We start from the raw sequence: 13542 nt of genomic DNA on the forward strand, positions 1-13542 counted from the left end.
ATTATGGGAGATGAATTTACACATTTAACGGAAAACGGAATACACATGGTTGAAGTTGGAGCTAAACCAGATCAAAAAAGACGAGCAGTAGCTAGTGGAAGCATATTATTAAATAAAAATACTGTTGATTTGATTCAAAATGAGGAAATTAAAAAAGGAAACGTTTTGACCACTGCTCAAGTTGCCGGAATTCAGGCCGTTAAGAATACCTCTTCAATGATACCTCTCTGCCATCCTTTGGCATTGACCGGAATTGAACTTGATTTTGAAGTTAAGGAAGATGAAATCGTTGCAATATGTGCTGTTAATACTTTAGGCAAAACCGGTGTTGAAATGGAAGCAATCACCGGCGTTAGTGTTGCACTTTTAACTGTATGGGACATGGTTAAAGCTGTTGAAAAAGATGAGTTCGGCCAATATCCCGATACAAGAATTAGCGATATTAGAGTTATCAAAAAAGAGAAAATTTAAACTTTATATATGATGAAGAAAATAAGTATACTACAGTTATTTTTATAAATTAATTTGATGGGAGATTACTATGGGTAAAAAAGATAATAAAATTTCTATGCCTCAAACCGGTGCAGGTTTAGTTAGATATTTTGATGAAGAAAGTTTGGGTCCAAAACTTTCACCTGAACACATTGTTGTCGCTACTATTATCGTAGCAATATTATGTTTTGTTTTAAGGTATTCTGCTTAAGAATATTTTACAAACAACCTTTTACTACTTTTTTTTGCATGTTGATACTATGTTGACCAAAAGAATCATTCCTTGTTTAGACTGTGATTTGCAGGTTCCGGAAGGTCGTGTTGTTAAGGGAGTTGAGTTTAAAGAAATTAAATATGCCGGAAATCCCGTTGACCTTGCAACTCGTTATTATGAAGAAGGAGCAGATGAAGTTGTGGTTTTAGATATTACAGCATCTCACGAACGCCGAGCAACAATGGCTGATGTTATTGATAGACTAACAGAAAATGTATTCATGCCGATTTGTGTAGGTGGAGGAATAAGAAAAGTCGACGATTACATTAACATGCTTAAAGCAGGGGCAGACAAATGCTCAACAAACACTGCAGCCATTAAAAATCCTGAATTATTGACCGAAGCTTCTAAAGTTGTTGGCTCACAAGCTGTTGTCATTGGAATTGATGCGAAAAGAAGATATGTGAATCATCCTGATGAGGCTAAGGATAAAACAGTTATTGAAACTGACAAAGGATATTGTTGGTTTGATACAAGTATCTATGGTGGACGTGAGTTTACAGGCATTGATGCAATCCAATGGGCAATTGAATGTCAGGAACATGGAGCTGGAGAAATATTGTTAACCAGTATGGATGGAGACGGAACTCAAAACGGTTATGATATTGAGTTGAATAAAAGCATTAATGATGCAGTTGACATTCCGGTAATAGCTAGTGGCGGTGTTGGAGAACCAAAACATATTTTGGAAGTTTTTGAAAAAACTGATGTTTCAGCAGCTCTTGCAGCAAGCATTTTCCATTTTAACCAATATTCAATTGGGGAAGTTAAAGATTACCTGCAAAAAAATAATGTTCCGGTCCGTTTATGATAATTAAAGCTCCAATTGACTTGGATTTAACAATCAATTCAGGCCAAACCTCACAACCTCCTTGGATGAAAGTCGATGGCGAATATGGAAATGTGGTTTTAATTGATGGTGAACCGGCCATTTTCAAAGTTAAACAATCTGGAGATTATCTGGATTTTAATTTAGAGGATAAAAAAGCCGTTTCTAAATTGAATTATATTTTTGACTTAGATTTTAATTTAAATAAATTCTACAAGTATCTAAACAGTCATGAAGAACTTAAAGGAATGTCTGAGTTCTGCCGAGGTTTAAGACTATTTTTAGCACCTGATCCTTTCGAATGCATTATATCCTCAATTTGTTCAGCTAATAATTCTATTAAAAGATGGACCAAATCGGTTTCTCAAATAAAAGAAAATTGGGGAAATAAGCACGGCAATTACTATACATTTCCTCAAAGCAATGTCCTTTCAAATGCATATTTGGATGAAGGTGAAGAATTTAATCTGTCATGTATTTCAGATATTTCAAAGTGCTGCACCAATCTTAAGAATTGTGGCGTGGGATATAGAGCAGCATACATGAGAAAGGCAAGCGAGTTATTTGCACTTGAAATGGACCTTTCGCAAATATTTACAATGAGTTATGATGAAGCATTTCAGACAATGCTTGAAGTTCCGGGAGTCGGTCCAAAAGTGGCGGATTGCATATTGCTTTATGGGTTTAATTTTAAAGAAGCTTTTCCAAGTGATGTATGGATAAAACGTATTGTGTCTTACTTGTATTTCGATGGTAAAGACATAAGTGTTTCAAAAGTTCGCGAATTTGGAATGGAAGAGTTTGGTAAAAATGCAGGTTATGTCCAATTGTACATGTTTCACTATGCAAGAAGGTCGGGTTTAATTGGCAAATTAAAATAAAGTGTTTATATTGCATTATGGCATTAAGCTATATTTGACGGAAAATAAAAATTTACTTCTTATTGGTATCAGCTTTTGAAGCCTGGAGAGGGGAAAGTCATTAGGAATTTACATTGCCGTGATATATTGTATCTCGGGCAACAGATTCAGAGGGATGATTAAATCAAGGTTTGTTTTAATCGATTCTGCACCTGTCCTGTAATCAAATTTATGATATTAAAATAAGTGGTTAATGGGTAGTAGTTTCGTTTAAAAAGAAGTGGGGGAAAGATAATAATTATCTTTCTTCGATGGTTACTTTGTTCATTACATCTCCTTGGCGGATTGCATTAACAACATCTTGACCTTTAATAACTTGACCGAATACGGTGTGAACGCCGTCTAAATGTGGCTGTGGGCTGTGAGTAATGAAAAATTGGCTTCCACCTGTGTCTTTACCTGCATGCGCCATAGACAATGCACCAGTTCCGTGTCTGTGTGGGTTTCCTTCAGTTTCACATTTGATGGTGTATCCAGGTCCGCCAGTACCGTTGCCGTTAGGACAACCTCCTTGAATTACAAAGTCGGGAATAACTCTGTGGAAGGTTAAACCATCGTAAAATCCTTTATTGATTAATTTTTCAAAGTTGTCTACAGTTCCAGGCGCTTCATTTGGGAACAATTCGAGAACGATGTCTCCTTTATCAGTTTTAATAGTTGCGACTTTCATTTTATCACCTACTTTTTATATGGTAGACTCTATTAATTAAAGTTAATGGGTAATCTGCCCAGATGATGTAATATTATTTTTACATATTAATCGGGATTATACTGATTATATATTTGATGTATTAGATTTGGTCGTTAGTCTTCGTTCTTATTTAAAATTCTCATTTCAATTTTTTATTTTGATTTTAATTATTTCTTTAATTTTTAATGATTAAATATTACTAATTTTTTTATTCGTTGTTTTTTAAAAGAATTGTGAAGTTCAATATATATTTAAGCTATTTTCAGTTTTATTTTAGTAATAATTAAGTATATTTAAATCATTGTAATATCTATCTGTTTTATCTAAAATAACTTAATAATTGTTATTTTTTAATATAAATTATCCTAAAACAATATATTTATATATAATTAATTTTAAAAAGTTTAATTGGTCTAAGATATAATATCGGTTAATTGTTATAATTATTTGTTTTCTTTTTCAAATATTTTTAGCACATATCCTAGATCGAAATAAAACTAAAGAGGTAATTTAAAATGTTCAAATTTGATAAAGAACAGACAGTTTTTGACTTTGCAGGTGTAAAGATGGGCGGTCAACCAGGAGAATATCCTACTGTTCTATGTGGCACAATCTTTTATGGCGGACACAACATAATCAATAATGAATTAACTGGAGATTTCGATCATGAAAGAGCTGAAAAGTTAATAAATGACATGGTTAACATGTCAGATGTAACTGGAAATCCATGTATTGCACAAGTTTTTGGTCAGACTGAAGAAGCTATTGTAAAATACTTGGAATTTATTGGAGAAATAGGCGATATGCCTTTTTTAATAGACTCAACATCTGGGGATGCTAGAGTAGCAGGAGCCCAATATGCTGACGAAGTGGGCCTGACTGATAGGGCAATATACAATTCTATTAACATGTCCGCTGATAAATCTGAAATGGAAGCACTTAAAAATACAGATATAGACGCTTCAATTATTTTAGGATTCAATCCAATGAATTCCACCGTACAAGGTAAAATTGCCATGTGGGAAGATGGTGATGACGGAGCTTATGAAAAAGGTTTGCTTGAAGTTGCTGAAGAGTGTGGAATTACAAAATTCATGATGGATACTGCGGTTACTCCATTAGGTCAAGGAGCAGGTGTTGCAGGAAGGGCTTCATTTGCGGAAAAAGCTAAATGGGGATATCCGGTGGGTTCAGGTATTCATAATATTCCATCAGCATGGGATTGGTTAAGGGATTATAAAAATGAATCAGGCAACAAAACAGCATTTACTGTATGTGATATTGGAGCAAATATTTTGCAAGTCATGTGCTGTGGCGACTTTGTATTGTTTGGACCGATAGATAATTCAACAATCTGCTTCCCGGCTATTGCCCAAACAGACATGTTCATCGCTGAAGCTGCTAAAGATTTAGGAACCGAATCAATCGAAACACATGCTATAAATAACTTATTGTAAACTTTGATTCAATAATTAACTTTTCGAGTTGAATTTAATTCCTCTTTTGAAAATTAAAATTTAAACATTGAAAACCTAAATAAAGCACTAAATTTTTATTTAGTGCTTTTAATGTTATTTTTGAAATTATTTCATGATAAATCTAATATATTATGGAAAATATAATAGATTGTAGGAGGATATAATGAACACTCAAGATTTAATAAAAATTGAAGACGATTATTTTATTAACACTTTCACAAGACAACCAATCGTATTGGATCACGGGGAAGGTGTTAAAGTAACGGATATTGATGGAAAAGAGTATTTGGACATGTTTGCAGGTATTGCAGTTAACACTTTAGGCCACAATCATCCGGCATTAGTGGAAGCAATACAAGCTCAGGCAGAAAAACTCATACATATATCAAGTATCTATTATAATGAACCTGCACTAATTTACGCTAAAAAACTGATTGACAGAACAAACTTCGACAGAATATTTTACGCAAACAGCGGTGCTGAAGCAAATGAAGGAGCTATTAAATTAGCCGTAAAATACACAGGCAAAAGCGAAATAATCTCAACTGTTGACTCTTTCCATGGAAGAACAATAATGACCCTTGCAGCAACCGGGCATGAAGAGTATCATGAGCCATTTAAGGCAGTAATGCCACAGGGTTTCATCAACGTGGAATACAATAATCTCGATGCCATTGAAGAAGCAATAACTGAAAATACTGCAGCTATCATTGTTGAACCTGTACAGGGTGAGGGTGGAGTAAATGTTCCGGATATAGGATATTTAAAAGGAATTGAGAAAATCTGTAAAGAAAATGATATTGTATTCATTGTCGATGAAGTACAAACCGGATTTGGAAGATGCGGAACATTATTTGCCCATGAATTATTTGGGGTCAGACCGGATATAATGACAATGGCTAAAGGAATAGGTGGAGGAGTTCCGATGGGCGGAATCCTTGCAACCGAAAAAGTAGCTGGAGGATTTGCACCGGGCGATCACGGAACTACTTTTGGAGGCGGTCCACTTGTATGTGCGGCGGCAAATGCTATTCTGGATACTTTTGATGAGGAAAATATTCTTGATAATGTTAATGAAGTTGGGGAATACTTCTTATCTGAACTGAAAAAATTGGATAAGGAAATCATTGCCGATGTGCGTGGTTTGGGATTGATGGCAGGTGTAGAATTAACCAAACCTGGAGCTGAATATGTCGATAAACTCCGTGAAGCAGGATTTTTAATTAACTGCACTGCTGGAAATGTTTTAAGATTTTTACCGCCATTGATAATTACAAAAGAAGAAATAGATGCATTTGTTAAGGCTTTAGATGAAATACTCTAAAGTTCACTTTTTAAATTATTTTCCAGTATTAAATTTCACTATATTCAAAGCGTTCTGTTTTTAATCCAATAAACTTATGATTTAATTTAGAGAACATATTGTCTTGTACTAGATCAATTAGACTTATCATTAATTAAAAATGAATATGGTATGCTATTTTTACCGCTGACCACATTTTCATTGATGATTGATTTATATCATCCAATTCATTTTTTCCAATACTTCTCTAAAACAGTCTGACAATTCCAAAGTCTTAATCTCATCAATTGAAGCGTATTTTGCATCAGTATGCTCTTCACTTATTTTTAGCTCACCTTCAACATCATCCAAATACATTATCATCTGCACGGTTCTTTTGTATGGATAGTCATGCTGTATGGCTATTGCAAGATCACCTACCTTGCAATCTAGGTTTGTTTCTTCTTTAATCTCACGAATAAGTGCATCATCAAAAAATTCGCCATTTTCCACTTTACCTCCAGGCAATTCCCAAGTATCCGGAGCGGTTTTACTATTCGGATGTCTTTTTACAACTAAAATTTCACCATCACCATTTTTTATTATTCCCCGCATTGTTAGGCCATAATCTCTTTTCATATTAATTAATTTAAATGTGTTTTTTATACATTTTTTCATTTCATTGGCAAATCCTGGGACTGTCAATTTGTTAGGACTTTTGATAACATCTTGTGTTTATTTTTTCAAAGTCTTTTTTCCAGCCTTCTTTTAATTTTTTACTTCTTAATTTTTCGTTAAATTTATATATTGGTTATGGTTTAGTTTTTTTTTAGTTTTTATATTTTTTTTATTTTTCATGAAATTATTTCGTTATATTATCGTTTAATTTTGATATATATTAACAATAATTTTTAAAATTAATTATTTATGATTATAAACTTTTTATAGTTTATTTTAAGTGTAATTAACTATTTATAGTATGGAAAACAAATAATTATATATGTACAGCAAAATTAAATGCCTTCCATATCTTAAATTGGTTGGCGAAGCTTGTATATTTATCGGTGCATTTAAGGATCCAGTTCGAAATGGATTTTTGGTTGAAAAAGATTTTGATGAAAAAATTTATCCTCAATTAATTTTGCCTATTGGTGCTATTCTCGACGATGATTACTTTGTTAATAGTCAGGGTATTGTTGAAGAACGTGAACCTTATTGTAAACATTTTGGTGCTAAAAAATTTTCTAGAAAAGGATATAATTGGAGATTACTTTATTTGGATGATGGAACTCCTGTTAGAATTAAAGTTAAGCGATATAAATGTAAAAAATGTAAAAAGAAGTTCCAAGTTGAATTCACTGAATACTGGGGAAAATTCTGCAATTATTCCAATAAAATGAAAAACAAAGCAAAAAAACTCCTACAACACGGATGGAAATCACTAAGAAACATTGGAAATGATTTTAAAACGTTATTGAACTTTAGTATTTCACATGAGTCAGTTAAAAAAGCTTTAAAAACTGATGACGGACTGTACTGGTTAAACGAAGAACTAAAACTCTCAGGATATTATGGATATGATGCCCAATGGGTCAGAAATGAAGGAAAATGAATATACAGACTAGATATATTTGATATAATCAATAATATACCCTAGCATACCTAATATCCAAAAAAGAAACATCAAAAATAATTCACGATTTCATTGACATATCAATCCCTTTAAAACACCGCAAAGCAATAATAACTGACTTAAAAGAAGACTATGAACAAATAATGATAAAATTAGGCTTTGCACACCAACAATGCACATTCCACCTAATAAAAAAACATGACAACCAACTTAAAACCAAAAATAAACGAAGAACTCGATAAATACGAAACAGAATTACGAAAAAAACAACACAAAAATCTCAGAAAACAAAATCAAAAAAATGAGAAAAAAGAAAAAAGAAGAAATATCTGATAAAATAAAAATATATGTTGGATTATTTTACGAATTATTCCACCAACAATCACTCGAAAAAGCAATAAGTTACATAAAACTATTAAAATATGAATTAAAGAATTTTCCAAAGATGATGCAAGACTACTTAAATAAAAATTTCTTCCCAGTTTACAGAAAATATCTAATAATCCTTGAAAAAGACCATATTGGAAAATTAGATAGTACAAACAACAAAATAGAAAATTACTTCGGAAATACATTAGATAAACACACAAAAAGAATCTATAGAACTCCTGAAGGAATATTTGACTATATCATGACAAGAAAAGATGGGTGGATAGAAAATCAAAAAAAAGTCCTAACCAATTGACAGTCCCCAAATCCTATTCCTTCACTACTTTTAAATAGATTAAGGCAAATAAGTAATGTCATAATGTAACTTTTTTAAGGAGTTTAGATCATGAATTTAAATATTAAAACAAACGATAAAAACCACTTGGATATTGGTGGTGCAGATGCAGTAGATATTGCAGAAGAATTCGGAACTCCAACTTTTGTAATTGATGAGAGCAGAATAAGGGACAATTATAATAGGTTTTATTCTGCTTTTTCAAAATATTATCCTGATTTTAAAGTATTTTATGCATGTAAAGCTAATACCAACCTTGCAGTAATGAAAATATTGGAAAGTGAAGGCTGCTGTATCGATGCTGTTTCACCTGGAGAAGTTCACATCTCAAAAATGCTCGGATTTTCAGGGGAAAGAATCTTGTTTACAGGCAACAACATTACCAATGATGAATTAAAATTCGTACATGATGAAGGTGCAGTTTTAAACATCGACTCAGTATCCGCACTTAAGAGATTGGCTGGTGTGGTGGATCCTGAAGGATTAAAGATATCCTTTAGGGTAAATCCTATGGTTGGTGCAGGACATCATGACCACTGCATTACAGGAGGGGTAATGAGTAAATTCGGCATCATGGATTCAGAAGCTGTTGAAGTATATGAAATGGCAAAGGAATTAGGTTTCAACCCAATAGGTATGCACTCCCACATCGGGTCAGGTATTTTAGATCCGGAGCCATTTAAATTAGCTATCGAATCTACAATGGATATTGCAGGAAAAGTGCACCAGGAAGCCGGAATTGACTTTGAATTTGTTGATTTTGGTGGGGGTGTAGGGGTTCCATACAGTCCCGAAGAGAATGTCGTAGATTTAGGCAGGTTTGCGGAAGTTAACATTGCCCTGTTTAAGGAAAAGTTAGAACAATATGATATGGGTTCTCCTACAATGTACCTTGAGCCTGGAAGATTCCTGGTAGCTGATGCTGGTGTATTGCTTGTAACTGTTAACAGTATAAAACAAAGCTATCGTAAATTTATCGGAGTGGATGCAGGTTTCCATACCCTTTTAAGGCCGGCAATGTATGAGTCATATCATCATATTGTTGATGCAAGCCGTATGGATGCAGAAAACACTCAGGAAGTAGATATTGCAGGTAACGTATGTGAATCCGGAGACTTATTCGCACGTGACAGACCAATGCCTGATGTATGTGAAGGAGACGTTTTAGGTATCTTAAACGCTGGAGCATATGGATTTACAATGTCATCCAATTATAATTCACGCCCACTTGCTTCTGAAATTTTAGTGACAGATGGAAAATGCAGGGTTGTACGTGAAAGACAAGAATTTGAAGATTTATATGCTAAACAAAGTATTCCGCCACACTTAAAATAGGCTGATAATATGGTAGAATTAAAAGGATTAAAATTTTCAAAGATGCATGGAATAGGCAATGACTTTCCAATCATAAATGAATTTGATGGGGAAGTTATTCCTGAAGCTGATAAGCCAGAAGCATGCAGAATCTTATGCCACAGAAACTTTGGAGTAGGTGGGGATGGAGTATTGTTTGTAGAACCGTCTGAAGTTGCTGATATTGGATATAGAATGTTCAATCCTGACGGAAGCGAAGCTGAAATGTGTGGAAACGGTATAAGATGCTTTGGGGATTTTGTATATCGGAAAGGTATTTTAAAACAAGAAAAAATGACTGTTGAGACAAGAGCGGGAATTAAAACTATTGAAATAACCTTAGAAAATGATGAGCCGGTATTATTTAAAGTGGATATGGGGTTATCCACATTTAAAACTTCAGAAATTCCGATGAATGCTGATGAGGATGAGTTTTTAAATGGGGAATTGGGGGTATTGGATACGAAATTCAACTTAACTGCCGTTAGTGTTGGAAATCCTCATGCAATCATCTTTGTTGATGATGTGGATGAAATTGACATTAAAAAGTATGGTCCTGCCATTGAAGCACATGAAGCATTTCCTGAAAAGATCAATGTGCACTTTGTGGAAGTTATCTCTGGAAACGAAGCTAAGATGAGTACTTGGGAACGTGGTGCTGGTGTTACGCTTGCCTGCGGTACTGGTGCAACTTCAACTGCAATTTCTGGTTTTAAACTGGGATTATTCGGCGATGAAATATTGCTCCATTTACCTGGAGGGGACTTAAAATTTAATATTTATGAAAAAGAAGGTGCTCTTGGAGCTTTCATGGAAGGTCCGGCAGAGCTTGTTTTCGAGGGAGAATTATAAAATTCCCTCATGATTTTTTAAAATTATTTTTCAGGATAAAAAGTATAAGAATTGCTTTATTTAAACTTTATAGGCATTAATCAATGTGATGTCTTCAAAAAAGAAATGTTCAGAGGCTTTTATTTCTGCCATGAATCCTAATTCATCTAGTTTGGCTAATGTTTCTTCATTGTCTGAAAGTGAAGACTGTATCATCTGGACAATTCCACCATCATTTAAATGACTTTTCAATTCATTTAAGAATAAATCAATAACTTTCCTACCATTTAATCCACCATCGAATGCATAATTTAATGTGTCATCTATAACTTCCCCTTCTTCAGTTGGAAGATATGGAGTATTAAATAAAATTACATCAAACTTTCTATTTTCAAGAGGTTCAAACAGATTTCCAAATAAAATTTCTATATTTTCAATATTATTTGCCTGGAAGTTTTTCCTTGCAAGTTCACAAGCATCAAAATTAATATCGGTAACTGTAATGTTGTCAGTCAATCTTGAAGCATACATTGCAACAATACCAGAACCTGTTCCAATTTCCAAAACGCTCATTCCATGTTCAATTTCTAAATTATCAGCTAATAAATAACTGTCTTCAGCTGGAACATATACATTATCATCGGTATTGATAATAAACTCTGGCATAATATCTACTCATTAAAAACTGGGTTTAATTTCTTTGAAACATACAAAATCTCTTCGGGAGTTAACACAATAACCCTTTTTGAGAGATATTCATTTATTTCATCATCTTCAATTGCATTTAATCTTTTTTTGAGAACTTTTTTATCAATATTACCAATAATGTGCCTTGAATCAATTAAAGCATTTCTAATTTTTTTATTTCTGTGCTGGAATAAAGCTTTTGTAAATTTAGAATAAATCTCAAAGTCTTCTTTAGATATCCTATTTTCTTTAGGCTTTAGCCTAACAACCATTGAGTCAATTTTCGGTTTTGGAATAAAACTCTCTGAACTTACATCTGTCAGTTTTTCAACATCACATTTAAAATAAAGCATAGCTGAAAGCCTTGAATAATTTTTAGTTCCAACATCACCTGCCATTCGCTGCCCAAATTCTTTTTGATACATTAAAATAGCTAAATCAAAATCGTAATCCAGAAATTTAAAAGTAATCGGTGATGAAATTTGATAAGGTAGGTTAGAGACGATTTTATTAAAATAGTGAAAATCTATATTTAATGCATCATCGTTAATTAATTCTACATTATCTATTTTTTCTTTTTTAAGCCTTTGAGTTAGTATTCCACAAATTCTAGGGTCTTGTTCAATGGCCATTACTTTTCCAGCTTTTTTGGCAAGGTCAATGGTTAGTGTTCCAATTCCTGACCCTATTTCTAATATAACATCATCTTTTGTTATATTTCCAAAGTTAACAATTTGATCTCTTTTATTCTTGTCGATTAAATAATTTTGACCAAGACTTTTATTTAACTTTATCCCATTCTGATTTAAGATATCTTTAGTTGTTTTAGATAATGATTGGGAATTTTCACTAATCAATTTATCACTTATTTTGTTCTTGAAAATCTAGGACATTGTGTAAATATGCAATATTTGTTTTTTCCTCTTTTTGGTATTGTTGTATCTAATTCTTGTTTAACTCTATTGACAATCATTCCTGCAGGATCGGCCAATGTCGGAAGTCTTTCAGCGATGTCTTTAAAACTTTCAAAAGGTTTTTCTTCTCTGGCTTTAATAATGTCCCACATGTATTTTTCACCAATTCCCGGAATTAATTCAAGTGAATGAAGTCTTGTACTTACGGAATCTGCCGTGTTAAAGAACTCAACATATTTCTCTTCATTAGCTTCAACAATGTCACGAATAGCATAATCCAATTCGATTCTGCTTGTTGCAGTTAAATTTTCGAAATCTAATTTTCCAAGAACCTTGTATATTTTCTCTCTTTTATCTCTTCCAATATACACGGTTTCTTGCATTTCTAAATCAACACCATTTTTAGGAGATAATTCAAGTAAAGTGAATCTTTCTGTACCAATAGCTTGAGCAATAGGCTTTCCACCAAATTTGGACATATCGGATTTAATATATCCTCGACTTAGGTAATCAAGCACAACAGCATTTTCTTCTTTTTTAACTGTTGGAGTCTTTCCATTTTTATTTTTATTATTCATATTATCACTCACTATTGTTTTTATTATATAACTAAATTAGCTATAACATTAACTTATTCTATAAGTTTAATCTTTAACTATAATAAAGATATCTAAAAAAAGTTGCTTTTTAAGTTAAAATTTAAAAATAAATAAAAAGAGGGAATAGTAAAAATACTATTCGACATATTCATATTGTTCAAGCATCTCAAGGATTTTTTCCATGTCCTCTTTGCTTGTTTTGGTTGCTTCTTTAGCAAAGATTAATCTCATATCTGCTAAATCTTCTGGAACCATATCAACAATATGAGCAGCGACTTTATCTCTTAATCCAAATTCCTCTTGGAGTTTTTTTAAGATTTCATCTGCATCATCAGCAGAATATCTTTTAAACCTTGAAAGATGGTTTAATGTAAGATTTTGTTCGTAATTTAATTCATTATCTTCAGCAAAATCTTCAAGTACTTTTTTAACTTTGGAACTTGGTATGGGTTCGCTTTTGATAATTTCTTTTCCAATCATAGAAATCAGTTTTGTAATTTTAAGTGGTCAGGTCGTACTATTAACTCTTTTGCTTTATTTCCATCTTTTAAAGCGACGAGGTATGCTTTTCCTTTTTGACCCACGATTGCACCGGTTTTACCATGGAATCTAGGAGCAGGCTGTCCTTTTTGGATGGATGGGTTAATAGTAATGTGAACTATATCTCCTTCTTTAAATCTTTGGAGTCTGTTAGTAATTGGGTTAGTTCTACCAGGTCTTTGTACTTTGGTCATTTTTTTTCTTGATCTACTTTTTAATCCTCTTGATCTTTGCATTATATTACCTCGAATCTGTTAAGTCTGGGTATGAATCTATGTTATCAGCGATCTAGTAT

General features: G+C 32.9%; 17 protein-coding genes. 10 read left to right on the top strand and 7 right to left on the bottom strand.

What is annotated here, in order from left to right; translation table 11 throughout:
• The first annotated feature begins 3 nt into the window (after positions 1-3).
• The 4 genes from moaC to Q9968_RS08315 all read left to right on the top strand — a co-directional run bounded on the left by moaC (position 4) and on the right by Q9968_RS08315 (position 2476).
• Entirely contained in the window at positions 4-471 is a 468-nt protein-coding gene (moaC, locus tag Q9968_RS08300; protein ID WP_305515321.1) for a cyclic pyranopterin monophosphate synthase MoaC, read from the top strand.
• A gap of 70 nt (positions 472-541) precedes the next feature.
• Entirely contained in the window at positions 542-703 is a 162-nt protein-coding gene (locus tag Q9968_RS08305; RefSeq protein ID WP_305515323.1) for a preprotein translocase subunit Sec61beta, read from the top strand.
• Positions 704-752: 49 nt separating this feature from the next.
• Entirely contained in the window at positions 753-1577 is an 825-nt protein-coding gene (gene hisF / locus Q9968_RS08310) for an imidazole glycerol phosphate synthase subunit HisF (protein ID WP_305515325.1), read from the top strand.
• Positions 1574-2476 carry a DNA glycosylase gene (locus tag Q9968_RS08315; protein ID WP_305515326.1) on the top strand — a complete coding sequence of 301 codons (903 nt, stop codon included), beginning with the start codon at positions 1574-1576 and terminating at the stop codon, positions 2474-2476. The genes hisF and Q9968_RS08315 overlap by 4 nt, the downstream gene beginning before the upstream one ends.
• A 277-nt stretch (positions 2477-2753) precedes the next feature.
• Here the strand turns inward: Q9968_RS08315 and Q9968_RS08320 are convergent, their stop codons facing one another.
• On the bottom strand, positions 2754-3185 hold the full coding sequence (locus Q9968_RS08320; RefSeq protein WP_305515328.1) for a peptidylprolyl isomerase: 432 nt from the start codon (positions 3183-3185) through the stop codon (positions 2754-2756).
• A gap of 536 nt (positions 3186-3721) precedes the next feature.
• Between Q9968_RS08320 and mtrH the strand changes: the two genes are divergently transcribed.
• Together mtrH and Q9968_RS08330 are read left to right on the top strand one after the other, a co-directional pair.
• Entirely contained in the window at positions 3722-4663 is a 942-nt protein-coding gene (mtrH, locus tag Q9968_RS08325) for a tetrahydromethanopterin S-methyltransferase subunit H (RefSeq protein ID WP_305515330.1), read from the top strand.
• A gap of 184 nt (positions 4664-4847) precedes the next feature.
• A complete protein-coding gene (locus tag Q9968_RS08330) occupies positions 4848-6008 on the top strand; it encodes an aspartate aminotransferase family protein (protein WP_305515332.1) in 1161 nt (386 codons plus the stop codon).
• Between the two features lie 192 nt (positions 6009-6200).
• Here Q9968_RS08330 and Q9968_RS08335 read toward each other — a convergent pair whose 3' ends face one another.
• Positions 6201-6605, bottom strand: coding sequence for an NUDIX domain-containing protein (locus tag Q9968_RS08335; RefSeq protein WP_305515334.1), 405 nt, complete (start codon positions 6603-6605; stop codon positions 6201-6203).
• Between the two features lie 361 nt (positions 6606-6966).
• Here Q9968_RS08335 and Q9968_RS08340 point away from each other — a divergent pair, with 361 nt between their 5' ends.
• The 4 genes from Q9968_RS08340 (at position 6967) to dapF (ending at position 10528) form a co-directional block, all read left to right on the top strand.
• Positions 6967-7578 carry a hypothetical protein gene (locus Q9968_RS08340; protein ID WP_305515336.1) on the top strand — a complete coding sequence of 204 codons (612 nt, stop codon included), beginning with the start codon at positions 6967-6969 and terminating at the stop codon, positions 7576-7578.
• Between the two features lie 322 nt (positions 7579-7900).
• Complete coding sequence (locus Q9968_RS08345; RefSeq protein WP_305515338.1) at positions 7901-8284, top strand: hypothetical protein; 384 nt, start codon at positions 7901-7903, stop codon at positions 8282-8284.
• A 90-nt stretch (positions 8285-8374) separates the two neighbouring features.
• A complete protein-coding gene (lysA, locus tag Q9968_RS08350; protein WP_305515340.1) occupies positions 8375-9658 on the top strand; it encodes a diaminopimelate decarboxylase in 1284 nt (427 codons plus the stop codon).
• A 9-nt stretch (positions 9659-9667) separates the two neighbouring features.
• The gene (gene dapF / locus Q9968_RS08355) at positions 9668-10528 is read left to right on the top strand and encodes a diaminopimelate epimerase (protein WP_305515342.1); all 861 of its coding nucleotides are present in this window, start codon (positions 9668-9670) and stop codon (positions 10526-10528) included.
• A 60-nt stretch (positions 10529-10588) separates the two neighbouring features.
• Here dapF and Q9968_RS08360 read toward each other — a convergent pair whose 3' ends face one another.
• From Q9968_RS08360 to Q9968_RS08380, 5 genes are all read right to left on the bottom strand, one after another.
• On the bottom strand, positions 10589-11173 hold the full coding sequence (locus Q9968_RS08360) for a HemK2/MTQ2 family protein methyltransferase (protein WP_305515344.1): 585 nt from the start codon (positions 11171-11173) through the stop codon (positions 10589-10591).
• Positions 11174-11178: 5 nt separating this feature from the next.
• Positions 11179-12051: a 16S rRNA (adenine(1518)-N(6)/adenine(1519)-N(6))-dimethyltransferase RsmA gene (rsmA, locus tag Q9968_RS08365; protein WP_305515346.1), complete on the bottom strand. Its 873-nt coding sequence runs from the start codon at positions 12049-12051 to the stop codon at positions 11179-11181.
• A gap of 8 nt (positions 12052-12059) precedes the next feature.
• Complete coding sequence (locus tag Q9968_RS08370) at positions 12060-12686, bottom strand: DUF655 domain-containing protein (RefSeq protein ID WP_305515348.1); 627 nt, start codon at positions 12684-12686, stop codon at positions 12060-12062.
• A 156-nt stretch (positions 12687-12842) separates the two neighbouring features.
• Positions 12843-13187, bottom strand: a complete 345-nt coding sequence (locus tag Q9968_RS08375; RefSeq protein ID WP_305515349.1) for an RNA polymerase Rpb4 family protein — start codon at positions 13185-13187, stop codon at positions 12843-12845.
• 5 nt (positions 13188-13192) lie between these two features.
• The gene (locus Q9968_RS08380) at positions 13193-13483 is read right to left on the bottom strand and encodes a 50S ribosomal protein L21e (RefSeq protein ID WP_305515351.1); all 291 of its coding nucleotides are present in this window, start codon (positions 13481-13483) and stop codon (positions 13193-13195) included.
• Positions 13484-13542 lie beyond the last annotated feature (59 nt).

Origin of the sequence: Methanobrevibacter sp. V14 (genome assembly GCF_963082475.1) — an archaeon.
Taxonomy (GTDB): Archaea; Methanobacteriota; Methanobacteria; order Methanobacteriales; family Methanobacteriaceae; genus Methanocatella.